We start from the raw sequence: 20,313 nt of genomic DNA, 5'->3' as shown, positions 1-20,313 counted from the left end.
ATAGTCGATTGGCCTGCACGATGTGCAGGCCAGTCGACTATCTCGCAGCGGCTCAGTTCCGGATCGACGTCAGGCACGTTTCGATGAGTGGCACACCCGGAAGGTGCGTGCGCCACTCTTCTTCGCTGACGGGAGTGCTGCCGCGTGAGCACAGCTCGGCGGCAACGTCCTCGGCGCTGAAGTGCCACAGGGCAACTCCGACGTGGTCGATGGCGCCGGCAAGATAACCGTCGCCGACGAAGACCGCGTCCGAGACCGGTCCCGGGTAAGCGCGCAGTGTCGCATAGCGAACCGGCTTGTCCGTTTCGGTGACGTCCCAGATCCAGACGAACTCGTCGCGCCCGCCCGCGGCGACGAAGGCGCCATCCGGGCTGAACGTGACGGACTGCACGCCCTTTGCGGGAGCGCTCATGCGGCCGGTGAGCTCACCGTTTCCGGCGTCGTACAGCAGGACCTCGTTCTCGGCGCTACCGACGGCGAGAAGGCTTCCCTCCGGGTTGAACGCCACTGCCGTGGGCGTCGACGGCACGACGATCGACGACTGCTTGGACGGGTTGTTCGCCGGCTCGAGGCTGTAGATCGCGACGTCTCGGTTCGATCCGATCGCGATGCGGTTGCTGCGGGCGTCGTAGCCGAGCGCGGTCGGCGTACCGGTCGAGACATCGATGCTGGGGAGCGCCTTGTCGGCTGCCACGTCCCACAGGAACGCCTTGTTGGATGTCTGGGTCGTGGCGATGAGAATCTTGCCTGAGCGGCTCAGCTCGAGGTGTGCAATGGGGTCGTGCGTCATCGCTGCGACACCGGCCAGCTTGAAATCGCCACCGGCGCTGCGTTGCCACACCACGACGTTGCCGCTGGTGGTGCCGACCGCAGTCGTCAGCCCGTCGGCCGACGTCGCGGTGGCGCCGCTCGGGACCTGGCCCTCCGGCATGGCCGGCAGTGGCTGGGCGGTGAGATTGCGCGGGTGGTCGGCGTCGATGACCGTCGCGGCCGTGTCACCCACTGTGATCTTCGTGCCCTTGGTGCCGACGGCCAGGCTGGCGTTCGCCAGGTTCGGATTGGAGATGAGGGGTGCCGGGATCGGCCACACCTGCGTCGTTCCGTTTTCCCCTCCGGTGACGAGCGTCGCGCCGTCGGCAGTGATGGCGACGGACGTGATCGCGGTCGCCGACGGCATCGTCGACTCCGGCAGATCGTCCCGCCACACCTGCGTGATGGTTCCGGCGGCCGCGGCGAGTCGGTTGCCGCTGTAGGCGACCGAGTGCACGTTGCCGGCCAGTCCGGTCAGGACCGGAAGGCCCTGTGCCGCATCACCGTCGAAGCGCCACCGCGACACGATTCCGCTCTGGCTTCCAGCCGCGAGAAGAGTGCCGTCACCGTTGAACGCGGCCGCGGTGAACCCATCGCCCTGTGTGTTGAACGTGGGCTGGTCGCCGGTCCAGACGGTGAGCGTGCCGTCTCCGGACACGGCGGCGATGCGGTGCGCCGAATCATTGACGGCGATGCCGTTGATCGGGTGTCCGAACGACAGCGGGGGGAGTGGTGCGGGAGCCTTCGGGTTGGTGATGTCCCAACGCAGTACGTCGTTGCCGACCGCGGCCGCGATGCCGTCGCCCGACAGCGAGAGTGCCGTCACGGTGCCGGGAGTCTCGATGCGGCCCGCCAGGGTCGCAGAATCGCCGAGACGCCACAGTTCGATCGCCGAGCCCACCGAACGCACGAGGTAGTTGCGGTTGATGGAGACAAGGGCAGCACCGGAAGTGCCGCCCGACTTGATGGTCTCGAGTTCCCGCAGCGACCCGTCCGCGCCGATCGTGAACAGGCCGACGGTGCCGTCGGCCATGCTGATCGCCGTGCGGCTTCCCGCCGACGCGGAAACGATCGTCGCGCCGGGCGGTCCGATGAGACGGCTCGGCGTCACCAGGGTCGTCGAGTCGAGGAGTGCCGAGGTGCCCTCGACGGTGTCGGCGAGGCGGTATGCGGCGAGCGCGAACTGTGCGGCCAAGGCGGGGTCGGTGTAGCGGAGTCGGGCCGCTTCCGCCGCCGCCATTCGAGACCAGGCCTCGTTGCGGGCTTCCACGGCGAGTTCCCGCCGCTTCGATTCGGTCGTCCGGGCGGCGGCGAGCGAGATTGCGGACACCACCGCGATGATGCTGATGATCATCAGGACAGCGATGGTCACCTGCAGGCTGCGGCGCGACTCCCGGAACGCGTGGAACGTCGAATCTGCTTTATCCCGAAGTGATTGCGCAGACATCCGGGGCGAGCGAAGCGACGGGGGCTTGGTCACAGCGATGAGGTTACAAGCGTGGCACGACCGGTGACCAACCTTCCGGGTCGGAGCAGGTTCAGAACCCGAAGAAATGGCTTCCGATGGCTCGACCGATGAGCACCGCTGTCAGGCCCGCGAGGATGCTCGCGACGACATTCGCGGCTGCATACATGCGCGCGCCGGTCTGGGCGAGGCGGAGGGATTCGTACGAGAACGTCGAATACGTGGTGAGCGCCCCGCAGAATCCGACACCGAGGAGGAGATGGACGGTGCTCGCGGCGCCGGTGATGACGCCGAGGATCGCCGACCCGACGACGTTGACCGTGAACGTGCCCCACGGGAAGACCGAGTCGTGGCGGGACTGAATGGCCCGGTCAGTGAGATAGCGAAGCGGCGCGCCGACGGCGGCGCCCATCGCGACGAGCAGCCAATTCACTTCGTTCGGCCGGAGTATCGGAACACTTCGACGTTGTCGAGCGTGACCAGCCCCTCAGTGACGAGCTCGTCGAGCTGGGGGAGGAAGGCGCGAATGCGTTCGTCGCTGTCGATGATGACGATCGCGACCGGTAGGTCCTCGCTGAGCGACAGGATGCGGGTCGTATGGACGAGGGAGGATGCTCCGAATCCTTCGATTCCGCGGAACACACTCGCACCCGCAATGCCGGCGGCGTGTGCTCGATGCACGATCTCCGTGTACAGCGGCTTGTGGTGATAGGTGTCGCTTTCACCGATGTAGACCGTGAGCCGAACTGCCTGGCCGCTGAGCCGGGTCATCGGACTCTCCTCTCGACGAGACGTGTGGTGAATGCGAACGCGGCGAAGACCGCCGTGAGCGCGAGCAAGGGCGTCGCCATCAGATACAGCACGCCGGGAACGAACTGCCCGCGATCAAGAATCGTGATGCCGTCGCTGGCGTAGGTGGAGAACGTCGTGAATCCGCCGAGAACGCCGGTTCCGAGGAAGGGCCGGAGGAGTTTCTGGGAGGGCCAGACCTCGGTCACCAGAACGATCAGAGCCCCCATCGCGCCGCAGCCGACAGCGTTGATCGTCATTGTGGCCCAGGGAAATTCGCTCATCCAGACGGTGCCGACGCCATATCTGAGCAGGGCGCCGATCACGCCGCCGAGACTCACGACGGCGACGATCGGAGCTTGGTTGCGCACCCGTCAGTACCGGGCGGTCTCGCGTAGAACGGCCAGTCGCGCACGGTAGGTGTCTTCGTCGATCTCACCGCGGGCGAACGACTCCCGAAGTTGCTTGACGCCCGACCGCGACGGCCAGCGGCGAACGATGAAGTAGATGGCTGCCGCGACCGCTATGAGCACGATGACGTGCAGGATCCCGCCGAGCAGAAAGAAGCCGTGACCGGCACGAAGTGCTTGCATATCCAAAGTTTTGCACTGTTGATCAACAGGGAGGTCGTACTCGGGGTGCGGGTTTAATGTGAATTTCCCACGTTTAACAGGAGAGCTTTTAGGTAACTTTACTTACGTGATCTTGTCCGCCACCAGTCCGACGGTCGCCGCCCCGGCCGTCGATGGGGTGTGGGTCAGTCCGACCATCGACATTTTGATCGTGCTCGCGATCCCGATCCTCATCGGACTCGTGTGCGAACTTGTGGTACTGACCCAGGGGCGCGTCCACCGCCGGATTGCCCGACGGCGGACGCGCAAGAGGGACCACCGTGACCGCGCGCGTTTTGCCAGCCAGTCACACCTTCACTCGAGGGGCTAGAGGCCCTTCACGTTCAGAACCTGGCGCAGCTCGTGCGTGATCTCGACCAGGTCAGCCGCGTCAGCCATCACCTGATCGATCGGCTTGTAGGCCGCTGGGATCTCATCGACCCACTGTTCGCCATGCCGGTAGGTGATACCGGTCATTGCTGCCGCGAGGTCGTCGACGGTGAACAGCTGGCGGGCCTTTGTCCGGGAGTACTGACGTCCTGCACCGTGCGGAGCGGAGTTCAGTCCAGCCGCGTTTCCCTTACCCGTCACGATGTAGCTGTGCGTACCCATCGATCCGGGGATGAGTCCACGCGTGCCCAGGCTCGCATCGATCGCACCCTTTCGCGTCAACCAGACGTCACGTCCGGCATGACGCTCCTTCACCGTGTAGTTGTGGTGACAGTTGATCCGCTCGGTCTCGATGCTCGCGATGTCCTCCGGGTCGCCACCCATGAAGTGCGCAAGGCTGCGCGCAAACCGGTCCATCATCTCGGCACGGTTGAGCAATGCGAACTTCTGCGCCCAGCCGAGTTCCGTCAGGTAGCGGCTGAACTCGGGCGTCCCTTCCGGGAGGTACGCGAGGTCACGGTCGGGGAGATCGATGTGCCACATCTTGCACAGCCGCTGGGCGATGCCGATGTGCTTCTGCGCGATCTTGTTTCCCACGCCACGCGACCCCGAGTGCAGGAACATCCAGACCTGATCCGTCTGGTCGATGCACAGCTCGATGAAGTGGTTTCCGCCGCCGAGCGACCCCAACTGCTCGCGCCACTTCGGTGAGTGCGACAGATCAACCCCGTCGCGATCCGCCTGCGCCTGCAGTTCGTCGATACGCGCCGCGGTGAACGGAAAGCGATCGAACCGCTTGTTGTAGTTTCCGGGTGACAGCGGAATCGACGATTCGATCGATGCTCGCAGTTGGGTCAGGTCGCGGCCGGCGAGGTCGTCCTTGGTGAAAACGGTCCGAGCAGCGACCATGCCGCAGCCGATGTCCACCCCGACCGCCGCCGGAATGACCGCCCCGATAGTGGGGATGACGGTTCCGACGGCGCTGCCCTTACCGGTGTGCGCGTCCGGCATGAGTGCGATGTGCGGATGGATGAACGGCAGGCGGGCGAGGTTCGCGACCTGGTCAAGCGTGATGTCGTCGATCAGTGACGCAAAACATGCCACTCCGGGGTACGGAATTCGTGGCCCATTCATTTGCTGGCTCCTCTTGGGTTACTTGCCACGCGGATTCTGTCCGTGATGGCGACAGCAAGTGTGGCGAAGCCGGAGGACGGTGGCCAGTGAATTTACCGTTACGGCGTGCTTCGTTTGTGTGACAAATCGCCCTGACCAGTAATGACAGCCGGTTCGCTGAGCGATAACCCGGTAGAAGAGGTTGGCCTATACGGCCGACGGGTATCAAGGAGTCATGATGAGCAGCGACCGTGTGACGCGGGAGGAGTGCCCGCAGTGTGGCGGTGGAGGCACCGCCACGTGGGCGGCTCGAGCGGGACAGCCGCACGAGCTCGCCCGATTCAAGCATGTGAACCGGCCGTGCGATGTCACCGATCTCGTGGTGATGGAAGCGTTGGGCGCCACCCGGCAGCTGGGTCGGGCTTCATAAATAAGAGCGCCTCGGGCGTTTCGCACGACGCGCCGCTTGGGCGTTGAATGGCAACGACCGACTCACCGTTACCCCCGCGCGGTACGCCGCCCGGGGGTAATTTTTGCCTCATGGTGTCCAACGAAGAACGCCGTTCTCTCGACCACCTCGTCGAACGGCTCACCGCCAAGTACTCGGCGATCGGACGCGATCAGATCGTGGCTCTCGTATCGCAGGCGCACGACGGCTTCGCAAACGCGAAGGTGCGTGACTTCGTGCCGTTGTTTGTTGAGCGCCGCGTTGAAGTTCTGCTCCATGAGCACAACTGGCAGCGCGCCGCAGCCACGGGCTGAGACTCGTTCAGATCTTGTCGTCCGGCGATGCGAGGGTCGGGAACCGATCGTGCAGCAGCGAGATCAAGTGGCGAAGCTCGTTGACATCGCGATTCAGTTTTCCGACCCGAAAGTGAGCGGCTGCCGCTCCACGCCGGGCCGCGCTGCGGGCGGATTTCAATTGATGACCGGTGATGCGCAGTTGTTCGACGAGTGTTCCGTGGAACTGTCGAGCCTGTTCCTGCTCGCGAGTGTCTTCGGCGCCGGTGCCAGGCTGTGTGTGCGTCATTGCGAGAGCTATATCCCTGGTTCACGGAAATTCGTTTCACCAGGCGATATCTCGACGGATTTGCCCGAATTCCTGGCCGCTAGTTGAACATCAGATGACGGCTCGCTCTGCTGGCAAGCGGGTTCAACGGCGCGCATTTAGCTTGCATCCATGGGCGAGGACGCGGGGGACACGACTGACCTGGAGCAGGCAGTCGAACTCGCGGCCGAACTCGATGGCGAAATCGCCGACCTTCGCATTCTGCTCAGCGTGCTTTCCGCGAATGAACTGACGCCGAGGTTGAAGCGCCGAATAAATGCCGTTCGTCATGACCTGGCGACAACGCAAATGTTGCGGTTCCGGCTGCAGGATCGGTTCGGGGTCTGAACGTGAAAGTGCCGGGTGGGGCAACAATGCCCCACCCGGCACTTCATTCAGGTTTAGCGCAGGACGGTCGCCTGGCCGTAAACGACGTTGATGTCGTCGCCGGCGCTGGACGAGGAGATCAGCTTCACGTACGAGCGCATCTGGATGATGCCCACCGCGTTGTTCAGCACCAGGTGCCAGTTGTTGACCTTGATGGCAGCGGCCCCCGGCGGGTACTTGGTCGGGGTCTTGGTGTCGTCCTTCTTCCACTCACGCTTCTGAACGGCGGTCTCGACGATCGGTCCGGGCTTGAACTTCTGGCTCACGGGGAGGGCGATCGTGGTCGTTCGGGTCGTCGAGTTGATGAGTCTAGGCTGCTGATCCGCCGGGCAAGGCTCCCTCTTCGTTGTAGCGGCAGTACCATCAGTGCTGCAGATGAACTGGTTCGCAGTCGCGAACTGCGGGCTCACACCGAGCGACAGACCGTCGGAGACGTCAGCGTTCGGAGCAATCTGGTAGCCGACCTCGAGAACGTAGTTGACCGGGAGCTTCTTGGTGTCGCAGCCCGTGAACTTCACGATTCCGGTGTCCTTGAGGAACACCTCGCGGGTGAACGGGCTGCCGGACAGCGGAATCACGCTGGTGAATACCTGGCCCACCGTGGCGATGTGTGCGATACAACCACCGGAGATCGGAACGTCGATGGCGCGGTCGGGGGACGTAACAGGGACGGCGCCCGAGGTTCCGGTGCCGATGGTCATCATGACGGACATTGCGCCGGCGAAGGCTGCGAGCCCAGTCGCCTTGCGGATCTTCATGTCAAGCCTTTCGGTTACTGGTCGCCGGGGGGCGAACCAGTGTGCTGAATCCGTTATCTTTCGTGTCTCCGCCATTTCCCGAATTGTCGCGGGATTTCCGGAAGTGGCGTTTCGGCGATTTCTGCTGTGGGTATGTGACCAGTGGTTCGTCGCGGTGTAATTCTTAAAGTCCGCTAAGCCGCCTGAAAAGGCGCGATTCGTACCTGATCCATAGTCGTGACAAGGCTGCGACTGACCTGGTCGGAACGTGAACGATGAGTGAACGACACGCGTGTAATTCGGTAAATTTCCGACACCTGTGAGTGTGGTCTTCGTCATAGAAGCCGCAGGTCCGGCGTGGCGAGCTACCGTGCTGTGGCTGCGGTAGGGCGCGGGCGCTTAGGTCCCTCAAGGTCTCGGAATGGCAGTCGGGTTCCTGACCGCATTGCACTCGTGTATCGACTCGCCGAACTTTCGGTCGGGCCTCTTTCCAGTGCTCCCGTCGACACTGTACAACTTCGGATGTCGCCGGCAATCAAATGCGCGGCCCGAATTTCGAAATATTCGGTAGTTCAAAACAAAACTGGAGGAATGGCAATGGAAGCCCTCATCTCACTGATTACGACGCTGCTGGGGCTCTTCACCGGGTCTGGTAGCTGAGCGAAGTAGAATTGCCGGATCGGCGGCTGGTCTTCGGACCGGCCGCCGATCGGCGTATGTGACCAAACCGTCAGAGATCGACTTCGATCGCGTTAACCTTCTCGACCTAGCTTTCAACGTCGTGAGACGAGCCCAACCGGATAGCGCCGACAGCGCGCAAGCCCGACAGCTCGCCGACGAACTGGACGTCGAGATCGGAAGTCTCCGCATCATTCTTGCCACGCTCGAAGCGCGGCGGCGCACCGTCGTGGTCCGGAATCACCTCAGCTCGGCCCGTCACGAGCTGGCCGCACTTCTGGTCTACCGGCACCGACTGAGCGACCGGTTCGGCGTTTAGCCTCCGGCTTCGGTCACCAACCGCAGATGCGCCCGCTGCTGGCTGTGCGCAATCTCTGCAGGGACCGGCTCGACGGCCTCCTCGGTCGCCAGGTCGTCGGTCTCGACCGGGTCCGGGGTCGGGAGGATCCGGAACCTGGCCCGCGGATCTTCGCCGTCAGTGCTGCTCATGCGGCCACCATACGCACCCTAAGGTCCGACATTTCCGGTTTCAACGTCGCCGGCGCGCTGATAGTTGGCGAGAATAACGCCGCTCGGTGTTGCCGTACTGTCGGTGAGTTTCATCGCCGCCGGAATTGTGCCCTCGGCAAACAATTTCTTTCCCGAACCGAGCGTCATTGGGTAGATCTTGAGCCGGAGTTCATCGACCCAGTCATGTTCGAGCAGCAGTTGGATGAGCTGACCGCTGCCCCAGACGTGGATGTCCGTGCCGTCCGACTTCTTGAGTTCTTCGATGTCATCCACGCACGTCAGGAACGTTGTGTTGGCCCAGTCCGACCGAGTTATCGTCGTCGACACGACGTACTTCATGCCGTCATTGATGCCGGGCCAGAAGTCGGCATGCTTGGGCCAGTACTGCTCCCAGATATCGAAGGTCTTTCTGCCCAGCAGGTAATTCGCGGGCTTCAGGTCCTCGGCCATCGCCGCTTCGAAAACCTCGTCGAAATAGGATGCGGTCCACCCGCCGTATTGGAAAGCGCCGGAGGTGTCCTCGTCACGTCCGCCCGGTGCTTGTAAGACGCCATCGAGCGAAATCATCGAGATGACGATTATTTTTCGCACGGCTCGATTTTATCTCTGGAACGAATCAAGATCCGGTCGACGGGACCGGATCTTGTCGCTTGGTGCCCCCGAGATGATTCGAACATCCGACCTACCCTTTAGGAGAGCGTCCAGGGACCCCAGATCGGTAGCCAGAAATGGGCGCTGAGCTGGGGTTTCGTCTTTCTGGGTGTGACCACGATTTGCCCTGTTTTGACCTGGTTTGTGCCCAAAATGTGCCCACGATTCTGTCGAACTGTGGGCTCGTTTTGCTGTCTGAGGCCTACCGATGTTTGGCAACTCGGAGACGCCGGATGACGGTCGCCGCGAGCGACAGCCGATCGCGCGTCGAGCATAGTGCCAGCAGCGCCGCCGGCGCGTGACCCAACGCGACCACTCGAACACCGGGCCGGCCGAGGCGGAGCGGAGCGCAGCCTCGAGCCGGGATCGGCGCGCGGAGCGCGCCGCTTGATGCTTAATGGCCGATTTCGGCAGAGTTTCTGCGTAGGTGCCGTCGACAGCAGGCGCCAGGTTTGCCAGCATGACGCGGCTGGTGTGCGTATGGCGTGCGTGTCGAAAATTGAGTGATCACTGACGGGCTCGCGGTTGAACGACACCATCGCGACAGATGTCGCTTTCGGTGGTGAAAGGTCGCGTCCGAGCACGGCGCCGCCGTGGCGAATGGTTTGCCGACATTCGACGCCCTAGTTTCCGACACTCATCCGGCCTGCGCGGGAGATCGTTGAACGAGTGTAGATAAACGGTCTTTTGCCGACGGATGGACGCACTCATGACGCGCGCGTCCTCCTGTTGGGCGATCAAACCCGTTGATCACTTCGGCTGGCTTGGCACGCTCAATACAGCCAAAACGGCCGAGCGAATCCGCTCGGAGACTTCGCCGTTGGACGAGGCGTCGAACTTTCCGTCGAGGTATAGGAATGCCATCCCGTGTACCAATGCCCAGACGGCGTCGGCCATCGGCTGCGGTTCTACATCTGGGAAGACCCGCAGCACAATGGATTTGACGTAGTCGCTGATCGCTGTGGTGGCGGCCACGCGTTCCGCACTCGTCGGATCGCATGGTTCGGCGAACATAGCGCGGAACATGCCGGTCCGGGTGAGCGCGAACTGGACGTAGGCGATGGCGACATCCGCGAGTTCATTCGCGTTGGATGGTTCCGGGTGGATCGCGATCAGTTGTTGTGCGAGTTCGCGGTAGCCCACTGCCGCAACCTCCGACAGCAGGGCTTCGCGGTCAGCGAAGTGCCGGTATGGGGCGGCTGTCGACACTCCCGCACGTCGCGCCGCAGCACGAAGCGACAGTTCGCCGGCGCCGCCCTCCTCGAGGAGTTCGACCGCCGCACGAACGAGAGCGCTCGGCAAATCGCCGTGGTGATACGGGGTCGATGGTGCTGTCACAGCCTCATACTCCTTCGCGTGAATCGTCTCCGTCATGATAGTTAGCACTGCACACATTTGGTGCGATGCGTTCGTCACGCCATGATCGCGGCAGCGACCGCTTCCGGACGCTCCCAGATTGGGGTGTGGCCAACCGACGGCAACGAAGTGACTGTCACTCCGTCGATGCCGGCAAGCGCGCCAAAAGCCGCTGGATCGACTCGTTGGTCAGCGGTGCCGTAAATGATCTGTGTTGGTTGGGATAGTGCCGTGAGGCGTGCACCGAGCGGGCTGGTTTCCAGATAGGCATCGATTGCGCGGGTGGCGGACAGGAAGGTGGTGAGTCTCGTTGCCTGGAGATCCCGGACGAACTGGCCTGGGACCGGTGTTCCAGGCGCGAAGGCCGAGGCCAATCCCTTCGCAACCACAGCCGTGGGGAGGTTGCGCCAGATCACCTCGCCGACCAGCGGGATCTCAAGGATGCGTTCGGACAAGCCGGTGGCGCTGATCCGGCTGTCCCGTGTCGGCGTTGCGTTGACTAGGACGAGCCGTTTGACGAGTTCTGGATGACGCTCGGCCAACGCGGTCGCAACGAGGCCACCCCTCGAGTGGCCGACCACGATGGCAGGCGCGGAGACGACCTCCGCGACCCTGTCGGCGTCAGCCTCGATCGAGTCGCCAGCCAGTTTGGGTGCGATTACGTCGCCGTCCAAGAGTGGACGCACCCGGCCCCACGCGGCCGGTGAGCCGCCGAGACCGTGCAGCAAAACGATCGGAGTCGTCATGACGCAACCTTCGCGGGAGTCAGGACGTGATCGTCGGCTCGGAAGCGTTTCGATCTGGCGCTGAAGTCGAATGTCGTTCCCGGCCAGAGGTTGCTGTTGCGCCCCGTCTGATCGAGGTACCAACTGTCGCATCCACCCGACGTCCAGACCGATCCTTCGGTGAGGCGGTCGACAAGCTGGCCGAACTGTTCCTGCGCTTCGGCAGTCGGTTCGATCGCGCCGGCGTTCTGGCTGGCCGCGTGCGAAATCGCGTCGACGATGTAGTTGACCTGCGATTCGAACATCTGGATCACCGACGTGTGGCCCAGTCCGATATTCGGGCCGTGCATGAGGTAGACGTTCGGATAACCGGCCACCGATGTCCCAAGGTAGGCCCGCGGGCTCTTCCCGAAGGTCTCGCCCATTGTCCTGCCATCAACCTCGATCGCGTCCGTCAGCGGCAGTCGAGCAGTCTTGAAGCCCGTTCCGAGGATGATGGCGTCTGCTGGATGCAGAACGCCGTCGTTGTCGATGACACCGTCAGCAGTCACTTCACGGATTCCACTGGTGACGACGTCGGCGTTCGGCCGATCGAGCGACCGGAGGTACTCGTTGGAGATGAGGATCCGTTTGCAGCCGAGTCGGTAGTCGGGCGTGAGCTTGGCGCGCAACTCAGGGTCGGCGACCTGGTCGCGCAGGTGCCGCTTGGCTTGGAATTCGCCGATTCGCATCAGGAGTGGATTGCGGAAGCCGAGAACCGCCATTTCCCGCTGGACATAAATGCGCGCACGCTCGGCTTGTTGAAGGAGTGGGACCGTACCCATGAGGGTGCGCTCGACGCTTCCGATCGGGCGGTCGTGGCGCGGGAGAACCCATGGCGCGGTGCGCTGGAACAGGGTCAGGTGGTCGACCTTGGGCTGGATGGCCGGGACGAACTGGATTGCTGATGCGCCGGTTCCGACGACAACGACGCGCTTGCCCTCGAGGTCGAACGAATGATTCCATCGGGCCGAATGGAATACCTCTCCATTGAACTGCTCAATGCCCTTGAGGTTCGGAATCGCAGGCTCGGACAGCGCACCTGTCGCGACGATGAGGTGCTCGACTTCAGTGACGCCGCCCGCGGTGTCGAGTCGCCAGATGGATCGGCCAGCGTCCCAGCGCGCCGCATCGACCGAGGTGTTGAACCGAATGTGGGGGAGCAGGTCGAAATCTACGGCGACCTTGCGGAGGTAGGCATAGATCTCACTCTGTCGGGCGAACGTGTTGCCCCACTGACTGTTTGGTGCAAACGAGAACGAGTACAGGTAGCTCTGCACGTCGCAGGCCGCGCCGGGGTAGTCATTGTCTCGCCATACGCCGCCGACATCTGACGCCTTCTCGAAAATGACGATGTTGTCGAACCCTTGACGCTTGAGTGAGACCGCTGCGCCGAGTCCGGCGAAGCCGGACCCGACGATGGCGATTCGCGGTGTCTGCGCGTTGGTGTTTGTCATCAGTATTGATCCTCCCGACCGATGTAAGCATTGCTAGCATCTAGTATGCGGTGCTAACTTAGGTGATGTAAACACCGTTAACACCCACGATGGTGTGACGCTCGCAACTCGGAAGGTCCTCCAGTAATGAACAGCAACGCCCGCGCAGACCGGAGCGCCAGGCTGATGAACCTCGTGCACAAGGCTGTCCTCACCGTTACCGGAAATCGTTTACTAGCAAGCGCTTTCGGAATGCCGGTGGTTGAGCTCCATGCGGTCGGCCGCAAGTCCGGACAACCTCGTTCGTGCTACTTGACCTCACCTGTTCATGACGCCGACCGGGTCGTCCTCGTCGCGTCGAAGGGCGGCGACGATCGCAACCCCGACTGGTACCAGAACCTGCGTGCGAATCCAGACGCCGAGCTGGTCATTTACGGCCGCCGGCGGAAGGTTCGCACTCGTACCGCGAGTGCGGCCGAGCGGGCACAGCTATGGCCGCAGATCACCGCCGCCTACCGCGGATACGCCCAGTATCAACAGCGGACGACACGGGAGATTCCGGTCGTGATCTGTGAATTCGTGTCCTGACTGAACACGTTTCTAGGCGAGTTCGAATCGCATACCTGCATAGCGCGTCAAACGGCCAATGAGGCGCTGGTCGAACATGGTCGCGGGCGTCCAGAATCCACCCTCGGGCCCGGTCTTGACGCCCGCATCGGAGAAATCGAAGGCAAGGCTGATCGCCGCCTGCCCCAGAATCTTGCTGCTGGAGCCATAACCGGGGTCACCTTGTCCAGTGACCTTGGTCCGGATCGTTTGACCACTCTCGGACTTGCCCACGAAGCGGATGTCGTAGCGACCAGCCGCCTGCGCTTCCGGACTGGGGCCTTCGCCCGGCTTCGGAAGTAGGAAGCGTTCCATCAAGCTGCGTGTGGGCTTCACGGCTGCACCCGCGATAAAAGCTCCAAGACCGGCCACGATAGCGGTCGCGTTCAACCGTCCGCGCAGGCCTGATCCAGTCAGCATCGCCTCGTTGTACGTGAAGCCGTCTCCGTACGAATTGTGGGACAGGAAGTTGGAGCGGTGCACGACACGCTCGTTGACTGCCGCCATGACGAACGGGGCAGTCCACGCATCGAAATCGGGATCGTGCTCGGCTGACTTCACGTAATGCTGTCGGGCGGAGAACCCGTGGTCGTCAGGGCAGAGGTAGTACGCGTTGGTCAATTGCTTGCGCAGCGCCGGATCGGCTACAGCCTCCTCCACGGCGTTGAGCATGCTGGCGATCGTCCCACCGGACGCTCCACCCTTGAGCGTCTTGACTCGCATCGTGACTTTGGTGGCGGGCGCGCCCCACTGTCGCAGCGCCTGCTGCTGGAGGAAGTACACGCCCAGGTCAGAGGGAACGGAATCGAAACCGCAGCAATGCACGATCCGTGCACCGGAGCGCTTCGCTGTGGCCTCGTACTTGTCGACCATCTTCTTGATCCATTGCGTCTCTCCAGTGAGGTCGCAATAGTCGGTGCCAGTTTCGGCGCATACCTTGATCAGCGGTTCGCCGTACAGGGCGTAGGGGCCAACCGTCGACACGACCACGCGGGTTTGCGCGCACAGAGCACGTAGTTCCTCTTCACTTGCGGCGTCGGCGACCACGATCGGGACAGATCGGCCGGCACTTCCGAGCGACCGCTTCAGCTCCTCGAGTTTCGACTTGGATCGACCGGCGATGGCCCACCGAGCCTCTGCATCGTGAGTGGCGAAGTGCTCAGCAAGATGTTTGGTCATGATTTGGCCGACGAAGCTGGTCGCACCAAAGACGATGAGGTCGTATTCCGGGGAATTCATAGATCCAAGTCAACTGGGTTTTCGTTCGCGCTGACAGATGACGGAAGGCCAAGGAGTTATGTCGACTGGCCATGCGCTCACGGAGTTTCAGGCGGTTGAACTCCGAACGGGCCCCCAACCGCGTCCTGGAAGCGCCGCATGAAGGGTGCTCGGTAATGCTGTTCCCGAGCTTTGGACCGTGCGAGCTTCTCGGGGCTGTTCGCGTAGAAGTGCTTCGCCCACGGCGCTCGGGGCCGGCTGAGGCGGAACGCGCCGACCGCCAGGAACGGCACGAAGATCATGCCGAGGAACCCAGTCCAGAACTTGCCTTTCAGGAGCACGATCACGGCGAGCACACATTGTGCGGTGAAGTATCCGAGCGTCGCGACCCGTACCACCACACTTTGGTCCTCGCGCAACAGATCGAAGTTGCCGGCGATCCCCAGTGGATGGAAGCCGAGGAGGAAGAGGCCGGTGATGGCGATTGCGGCGAACACTGCGGCGATCGAGCTGCGCCCTTCGTTCGCCCAATAGACATCACTCAGGTGCAGAATCAGCGCGAACTCGTCGAGCACCAGCGCGACGCCGACGCCGAATACCGCGGCGAGGACGCATGAGGCGGTGAGGTTGAACGCCGGTGCGAGCACCACCAGTCCGAGTCCGCCCACAAGCATGAAGCCGACCCCGAACACCACGTGATGAAGGTGGAGGCCTCCCGGCGTGATGTTGCCGGGCCACCACTTCACCTCAGCGCGGATCATGCGGGTGCTGAAGCGGATGAACGTGAAGGCCGCGATGATCGCCAACAGCATGAACAACGTGGGGAGTCGGCCACCGTTGGCGATCTCCTGAAACGTCCGCGCGAACATAGCCACTTACATTAGGGCGCGAAAGCGCTGGTCAACGGGCATTCCATTCGGAATGCAGAGATACGAATTGGCCAGTCGGCAAAAGTCATTGGCCCGTTGTCATCTGTGGGCGGGTGCGCGATTTCCCTAGCTTGGAAGTCATTAGCGGTTGCTCGCCACTCGCGGCGAGCAACCGAATCACTCGGTGGGTAGCGCCCACATTGAACGGAGTAATGACATGACGAGAAGTGAAGTAGCAACGCCGGAATCGGTTCGGGCCGCGTTCGAGCACCCGGGCGAAATGCCCGCCTCGCTGACGCCCGAGGTGGCAAATCGTCTGGCCAACCTGGTCGTTGCGAAGCCAGACGCCGCGAAGACGACCACGCGAGCTCCCTACACACTGGATGCTCTGGCTTCGTTCCGGGTGTCGACCCCGGACGACGTCGAAGACGCCTTCGCTCGTGCCCGCAGGGCGCAGCAGGACTGGAAGAACACTTCGTTCAAGCAGCGCAAGAAGATCTTGCTGCGCTTCCATGACCTGGTGCTCGAGCGCCAGAACGAAGTTCTCGACATCATGCAGGCCGAAAGCGGCAAGACCCGTCGCGATGCCTTCATGGAGGTGATGGACGCGGCGATCGTCTCGCGCTATTACGCGCGAACGGCGGAGTCGGTGCTGTCTCCCAAGCGTCGCCGCGGGCTGATTCCGGGAATGACGGCGACCACCGAACTTCGTCATCCCAAGGGTGTCGTGGCCGTGATCTCCCCGTGGAACTACCCGCTGAGCATGGCCGCCACCGACACGATCGCGGCACTGATGGCAGGTAACGCTGTTGTGCAGAAGCCCGACACGCAGACCGCTTTGACGGCGTTGTGGGCGCTGGAGCTGATGCGCGAAGCGGGCCTTCCGCGTGACGTGTGGCAGATCGTCATCGGCCGCGGCAGTTCGATCGGCGACTCGTTGATGAACAACGCCGACTACATGATGTTCACCGGGTCGACGGCGAGTGGCCGCGAGATCGCCAGCGCGGCAAGTCGTCGACTGATCGGTGCGTCCCTGGAACTGGGCGGCAAGAATCCCATGGTGGTTCTCGACGACGCGGACCTCGACCGAGCAGTCGAAGGAGCTGTCGCGGCGTCCTTCCCCTCGGCGGGCCAACTCTGTGTGTCCGTCGAGCGCATGTACGTCCATGAGGACATTTACGACGAGTTCGTCCCCAGGTTCGTCAAACGCGTCGGCGAGATGCGGCTCGGTGCCAGCTACAAGTTCGACATGGATATGGGCTCACTGACGAACGCGAGCCAGCTCGAGACCGTCAGTTCGCATGTCGAGGACGCCGTCGCCAAAGGCGCGAAAGTCCTCGCCGGCGGCAACCCGCGCCCAGATCTCGGACCACTGTTCTTCGAGCCCACGATCCTGGAGGACGTCACCCCGGACATGACTCTCTACCGGTCGGAGACCTTCGGTCCCGTGGTGTCCATTTACCCGTTCTCGGCCGACGACACTGCAGTGCGGTTGGCGAACGACACGGAGTACGGACTCAACGCGAGTGTGTGGACCAGCAACGGCGCGCGCGGGCGAGCGATCGCATCGCGGATTCACGCCGGCACGGTCAACGTCAACGAAGCTTATGCCGCAGCATGGGGGAGCGTCGACTCGCCGATGGGTGGCATGGGGGACTCTGGGCTCGGCCGCCGTCACGGCTCGGAAGGCATTCTCAAGTACACCGAAGGTCAGACGATCGCCTACCAGCGACTGCACAACATCAACCCGCCGAAGTCGATCCCGTGGCAGGCCTGGGCGAAGGCCACCACGGTGGCGTTGAAGATGTTCAAACGCGCCGGGGTGAAGTAGCTAACCATGAAGACCGTTTTGTTTGTGGTCTCAGCGGCTGATCGCTGGACCCTCAACGATGGGACGGTGCACCCGTCGGGGTACTGGGGTGAAGAGGTTGCGGTCCCGCACCGCATCTTCACCGAAGCCGGATGGCGGGTGGCGATCGCGACCCCCGGCGGGAAACCACCCACGCTCGACCAGCTCAGTGTGGGGCTCGCCGGCGGCCTGCCGCGCAAGACCGCGCACGTCAGGGACTACCTGCACAGCATCGCCGCCGAACTCGAAAATACTGTGCCGCTCGACGAGATCGACGCGGACGAGTTCGACCTCGTCTTCTATCCGGGTGGGCACGGACCGATGGAGGACCTCGCCTACAACGAGACCTCAGGGCAATTGCTGACCAAGCGGCTGCAATCAGGTAAGCCCCTGGCGTTGTTGTGCCATGCACCGGCGGCAATCCTGGCCGCGAGAAACCCGGACGGGACATCGCCCTTCGCGGGCTATCGGATGACCGGACTATCCAACCGAGAAGAACTTCTCAACCGGTTCGCCAAGAAGGCGCCCTGGCTGCTGGAGGATCGACTCAAACAAGCGGGCGTCGACTATTCGAAGCGAAAGATTCCGTTGCGCCCTTACGTGGTCATCGACCGGAACCTCTACACGGGCCAGAATCCGGCTTCTTCAGAAAAGTTGGCCAAACGTTTGGTCGCCGAACTGAGTGGACCGGTGCTCGAGGTGGTCGTGTCGCGAGTCATCGATGCGCCCCGCGAGCAACTGTGGGCGTTCATCAGCGACATGACGCACATGGGCGAAATCAGTCCGGAAAACAGGAAAACGGCGTGGATAGAACCGGGGAGAAGATTCGTCGGCCGTAATCACATCGGACCCCTCTACCGCTGGTCGATGACCGGCACCGTCACTGAGAACGTCCCGGGGAAGGTATTCGCATTCCTTACCGACTCGCCCTCAGAGTCGCACTGGCGGTATACCTTTGCCGACGCCGAGGGCGGAGGAACCCGGGTGACCGAGTCGATCCGCAAGCACACCAAGCAGATTCGTCCAGTGGTGCTCCTGCAGGACATGGCCGGGGCAACCGACCGAAGTGATCATCTCCGGGACGGAATGCGGACGACGCTGGAACGGCTTGCGGCGAAATTCGAACCATCGACACGCCTCGCGGACCAGAAGGCCTGACACGGACATGGGGCTCATTTCACCAACAGACTCAATTTTCCTGCTGGCCGAATCACGCGAACATCCGACGCATGTGGGGGCTATGCAACTCTTCGAGCTCCCGCCGCACGCGGACCAACAGTTTGTGCGCAACCTTTACAACGACGTGACGACGTACACGGATCTCAAGTCGACCTTCCGGAAACGGCCTGCAGATCCGGTCGATTCGCTCGGCCAGATCTGGTGGACCGAAGACGACGACGTCGATCTTTCGCATCACGTGACGCTGTCGGGCCTGCCTCAACCGGGCCGGGTTCGCGAGCTGCTCGAGTACGTCTCGCGTGCGCACAGCGCTCTGTTGGATCGGCATCGACCGCTCTGGGAGTACCACCTCATCGAGGGTGTCGACCACAATCGATTCGCCGTCTACGCGAAGCTGCACCACTCGCTCGCCGATGGTGTGGCCGCCATGCGCCTCGTGGCGTCGTCTCTTTCGGACACGGTCGACGGTACGTCCGCGCCGCTGTGGGCTAAGCCTCCGTCGGTCCCGGTTCGTCAACCGAAAACAGCGTCACCGGCAACGGCAAGTGCTTTAGCGAACTATGTCCGCGCGGCGGGGCCCGCGGCGCTGAGTTTCGGCAAGATCGCAGCCGGGAGCGTGGGTAGAAATAACTCGGCTCTTCCGTTGCCTGCCCCGCGCACGATGTTCAACGTTCCCATCACGGGCAGCCGTAGGTTCGCCGCCCAGTCGTGGCCGATTGAGCGTATCCGCGAAGCCGGGCGCAAAGCCGGTGCGGGGGCGACGCTCAATGACGTATTCCTCGCAATGTGTTCGGGTGCCCTACGTCGGTATCTTCTCTCTCATGATGCCTTGCCGGCGCGGCCATTGGTCGCCGCCGTTCCGGTATCGGTGAGATCCGAAGATTCCGACGGGGGCAACGCGATTGGATTTGCGCTCTGTAATCTCGGCACACATCTGCCGAATCCGGAGGATCGGCTCGCGACGATCGTCGGCTCCATGAACAGCGCCAAAGCAACGATGGCCAGGCAGTCCAAGTCCCAAATCCAGCTTATGGGTGCGACGATGCAGGCCGCGCAGTTGCTGACCGGAGCGTTGCCGGGCATCGGATCGATCGCGCCTCCGGTCGCGAATCTGGTCATCTCCAATGTTCCGGGCCCGAAGGAGCCGCTGTATTTGAACGGTGCGCGGATGGCGGCAAATTATCCGGTGTCCATACCCGCAGACCACAACGCCTTGAACATCACCGCTGTAAGTTACGCAGGCAACCTGGACATCGGAATCGTCGGCTGCCGGACCGCGGTTCCCGGACTTCAGCGCATGCTCGAGCACCTCGAGTGGAGTCTTGCTGAGTTGGAGTGACGAGCCCGGCAGGCCCGTCACCTCCGGTGGAGCGCGATGACCGGTATGACGCGAGTTGTCTTGGCTTGGTACTCGCCCAGCAGCGGGACCAGTTGCGTGAGGTGAGCCCAGATTGCGTCGCGTTCGGGACCGGTGATCTCCTCCGCGCGAACGGGTACTGTTCCGTCGTCTGGCGTCTCGATGGTCACCTCGGGGAAGGCGCGCAAGTTGTGCAGCCAGTCGGGGTCGGTGGGTGCGCCGGCCTTGGTTGCGACCATCACCCAGGTGTCCTGGTCCTTTCGCATCGCGAAGAGCGGCGTGACGCGTTCCGTTCCGGTCTTGTTGCCGATGTGGTGGACAAGGATCAGGTGCCGCCCGAATCCACCGGTGGTGACGGTTCCGTTGTTCGCGCGAAACTCCGCGACGATGGTGTCGTTCTTACTCATTGCGTACGTCTTTCGTTTACGGCAACAGGTGCGCAGAATGTTGCGCTACATCGATCCTGACGCACTGCGTTCCTACGGCAATC

At 62.7% G+C, this 20,313-nt stretch carries 24 protein-coding genes, 1 tRNA gene and 1 pseudogene; 9 read left to right on the top strand and 17 right to left on the bottom strand.

Features of this window, described 5'->3' with window-relative positions; translation table 11 throughout:
- Positions 1-52: 52 nt before the first annotated feature.
- From F600_RS0108750 to F600_RS0108720, 6 genes are all read right to left on the bottom strand, one after another.
- A complete protein-coding gene (locus tag F600_RS0108750; RefSeq protein ID WP_156024494.1) occupies positions 53-2,290 on the bottom strand; it encodes a WD40 repeat domain-containing protein in 2,238 nt (745 codons plus the stop codon).
- Between the two features lie 58 nt (positions 2,291-2,348).
- A complete protein-coding gene (gene crcB / locus F600_RS0108745) occupies positions 2,349-2,708 on the bottom strand; it encodes a fluoride efflux transporter CrcB (protein ID WP_018160227.1) in 360 nt (119 codons plus the stop codon).
- Positions 2,705-3,046, bottom strand: a complete 342-nt coding sequence (locus tag F600_RS0108740) for a DUF190 domain-containing protein (protein ID WP_018160226.1) — start codon at positions 3,044-3,046, stop codon at positions 2,705-2,707. The genes crcB and F600_RS0108740 overlap by 4 nt, the downstream gene beginning before the upstream one ends.
- Complete coding sequence (locus F600_RS0108735) at positions 3,043-3,435, bottom strand: fluoride efflux transporter FluC (RefSeq protein ID WP_018160225.1); 393 nt, start codon at positions 3,433-3,435, stop codon at positions 3,043-3,045. Before F600_RS0108735 ends, F600_RS0108740 begins: the two co-directional genes overlap by 4 nt.
- A gap of 3 nt (positions 3,436-3,438) precedes the next feature.
- Positions 3,439-3,657: an SHOCT domain-containing protein gene (locus tag F600_RS27540; protein WP_018160224.1), complete on the bottom strand. Its 219-nt coding sequence runs from the start codon at positions 3,655-3,657 to the stop codon at positions 3,439-3,441.
- A gap of 345 nt (positions 3,658-4,002) precedes the next feature.
- Positions 4,003-5,199 carry an RtcB family protein gene (locus F600_RS0108720; protein WP_026306320.1) on the bottom strand — a complete coding sequence of 399 codons (1,197 nt, stop codon included), beginning with the start codon at positions 5,197-5,199 and terminating at the stop codon, positions 4,003-4,005.
- A 217-nt stretch (positions 5,200-5,416) separates the two neighbouring features.
- On the opposite strand from F600_RS0108720, the gene F600_RS0108715 reads away from it, so the two are divergent.
- A complete protein-coding gene (locus F600_RS0108715; RefSeq protein ID WP_156024493.1) occupies positions 5,417-5,608 on the top strand; it encodes a hypothetical protein in 192 nt (63 codons plus the stop codon).
- 110 nt (positions 5,609-5,718) lie between these two features.
- On the top strand, positions 5,719-5,940 hold the full coding sequence (locus F600_RS0108710) for a three-helix bundle dimerization domain-containing protein (protein WP_018160220.1): 222 nt from the start codon (positions 5,719-5,721) through the stop codon (positions 5,938-5,940).
- Positions 5,941-5,947: 7 nt separating this feature from the next.
- On the opposite strand, the gene F600_RS0108705 is transcribed toward F600_RS0108710, so the two are convergent.
- Positions 5,948-6,208, bottom strand: a complete 261-nt coding sequence (locus tag F600_RS0108705) for a hypothetical protein (RefSeq protein WP_018160219.1) — start codon at positions 6,206-6,208, stop codon at positions 5,948-5,950.
- 150 nt (positions 6,209-6,358) lie between these two features.
- Here F600_RS0108705 and F600_RS0108700 point away from each other — a divergent pair, with 150 nt between their 5' ends.
- A complete protein-coding gene (locus F600_RS0108700) occupies positions 6,359-6,574 on the top strand; it encodes a hypothetical protein (RefSeq protein ID WP_018160218.1) in 216 nt (71 codons plus the stop codon).
- A 53-nt stretch (positions 6,575-6,627) separates the two neighbouring features.
- Here F600_RS0108700 and F600_RS0108695 read toward each other — a convergent pair whose 3' ends face one another.
- Positions 6,628-7,371, bottom strand: coding sequence for an MspA family porin (locus F600_RS0108695; protein WP_018160217.1), 744 nt, complete (start codon positions 7,369-7,371; stop codon positions 6,628-6,630).
- 760 nt (positions 7,372-8,131) lie between these two features.
- On the opposite strand from F600_RS0108695, the gene F600_RS0108690 reads away from it, so the two are divergent.
- The gene (locus F600_RS0108690) at positions 8,132-8,347 is read left to right on the top strand and encodes a hypothetical protein (RefSeq protein ID WP_156024492.1); all 216 of its coding nucleotides are present in this window, start codon (positions 8,132-8,134) and stop codon (positions 8,345-8,347) included.
- Here F600_RS0108690 and F600_RS31575 read toward each other — a convergent pair.
- The 6 genes from F600_RS31575 to F600_RS0108660 form a co-directional block, all read right to left on the bottom strand.
- Entirely contained in the window at positions 8,344-8,517 is a 174-nt protein-coding gene (locus tag F600_RS31575; RefSeq protein WP_018160215.1) for a hypothetical protein, read from the bottom strand. The genes F600_RS0108690 and F600_RS31575 overlap by 4 nt on opposite strands.
- An 18-nt stretch (positions 8,518-8,535) precedes the next feature.
- A complete protein-coding gene (locus tag F600_RS0108680) occupies positions 8,536-9,129 on the bottom strand; it encodes a dihydrofolate reductase family protein (protein WP_026306319.1) in 594 nt (197 codons plus the stop codon).
- Between the two features lie 60 nt (positions 9,130-9,189).
- A tRNA-Ser gene (locus F600_RS31570) sits at positions 9,190-9,274 on the bottom strand.
- 665 nt (positions 9,275-9,939) lie between these two features.
- Positions 9,940-10,563 (bottom strand): TetR/AcrR family transcriptional regulator, encoded by a 624-nt coding sequence (locus tag F600_RS0108670; RefSeq protein ID WP_018160213.1) that lies wholly within the window; start codon positions 10,561-10,563, stop codon positions 9,940-9,942.
- Between the two features lie 38 nt (positions 10,564-10,601).
- Entirely contained in the window at positions 10,602-11,291 is a 690-nt protein-coding gene (locus F600_RS0108665) for an alpha/beta fold hydrolase (RefSeq protein ID WP_018160212.1), read from the bottom strand.
- Positions 11,288-12,766 (bottom strand): flavin-containing monooxygenase, encoded by a 1,479-nt coding sequence (locus tag F600_RS0108660; protein ID WP_018160211.1) that lies wholly within the window; start codon positions 12,764-12,766, stop codon positions 11,288-11,290. Before F600_RS0108660 ends, F600_RS0108665 begins: the two co-directional genes overlap by 4 nt.
- Before the next feature lie 126 nt (positions 12,767-12,892).
- On the opposite strand from F600_RS0108660, the gene F600_RS0108655 reads away from it, so the two are divergent.
- On the top strand, positions 12,893-13,333 hold the full coding sequence (locus F600_RS0108655; RefSeq protein ID WP_026306317.1) for a nitroreductase/quinone reductase family protein: 441 nt from the start codon (positions 12,893-12,895) through the stop codon (positions 13,331-13,333).
- Positions 13,334-13,345: 12 nt separating this feature from the next.
- Here F600_RS0108655 and F600_RS0108650 read toward each other — a convergent pair whose 3' ends face one another.
- Both F600_RS0108650 and F600_RS0108645 read right to left on the bottom strand, forming a co-directional pair.
- Positions 13,346-14,590, bottom strand: a complete 1,245-nt coding sequence (locus F600_RS0108650) for a saccharopine dehydrogenase family protein (protein ID WP_018160209.1) — start codon at positions 14,588-14,590, stop codon at positions 13,346-13,348.
- A 77-nt stretch (positions 14,591-14,667) separates the two neighbouring features.
- Positions 14,668-15,438, bottom strand: coding sequence for a hypothetical protein (locus tag F600_RS0108645; protein ID WP_018160208.1), 771 nt, complete (start codon positions 15,436-15,438; stop codon positions 14,668-14,670).
- A gap of 280 nt (positions 15,439-15,718) precedes the next feature.
- Here F600_RS0108645 and F600_RS0108640 point away from each other — a divergent pair, with 280 nt between their 5' ends.
- The 4 genes and pseudogenes from F600_RS0108640 to F600_RS0108630 all read left to right on the top strand — a co-directional run bounded on the left by F600_RS0108640 (position 15,719) and on the right by F600_RS0108630 (position 19,805).
- Positions 15,719-17,269 carry a succinic semialdehyde dehydrogenase gene (locus F600_RS0108640; RefSeq protein WP_211220055.1) on the top strand — a complete coding sequence of 517 codons (1,551 nt, stop codon included), beginning with the start codon at positions 15,719-15,721 and terminating at the stop codon, positions 17,267-17,269.
- A gap of 6 nt (positions 17,270-17,275) precedes the next feature.
- Positions 17,276-17,968: pseudogene (locus F600_RS32355) on the top strand (type 1 glutamine amidotransferase domain-containing protein); the annotation flags it as partial.
- A 9-nt stretch (positions 17,969-17,977) separates the two neighbouring features.
- Complete coding sequence (locus F600_RS32350; RefSeq protein WP_245541512.1) at positions 17,978-18,445, top strand: SRPBCC family protein; 468 nt, start codon at positions 17,978-17,980, stop codon at positions 18,443-18,445.
- A 7-nt stretch (positions 18,446-18,452) separates the two neighbouring features.
- The gene (locus F600_RS0108630; protein WP_026306316.1) at positions 18,453-19,805 is read left to right on the top strand and encodes a WS/DGAT/MGAT family O-acyltransferase; all 1,353 of its coding nucleotides are present in this window, start codon (positions 18,453-18,455) and stop codon (positions 19,803-19,805) included.
- A gap of 17 nt (positions 19,806-19,822) precedes the next feature.
- On the opposite strand, the gene F600_RS0108625 is transcribed toward F600_RS0108630, so the two are convergent.
- Entirely contained in the window at positions 19,823-20,230 is a 408-nt protein-coding gene (locus tag F600_RS0108625; protein WP_018160204.1) for a nitroreductase/quinone reductase family protein, read from the bottom strand.
- Positions 20,231-20,313 lie beyond the last annotated feature (83 nt).

It is taken from the genome of Smaragdicoccus niigatensis DSM 44881 = NBRC 103563, from assembly GCF_000380645.1.
Lineage (GTDB): Bacteria > Actinomycetota > Actinomycetes > Mycobacteriales > Mycobacteriaceae > Smaragdicoccus > Smaragdicoccus niigatensis.
The sequence above is the reverse complement of the archived record's forward strand: the minus strand, read 5'-3'. Positions and strand labels throughout refer to the sequence as shown.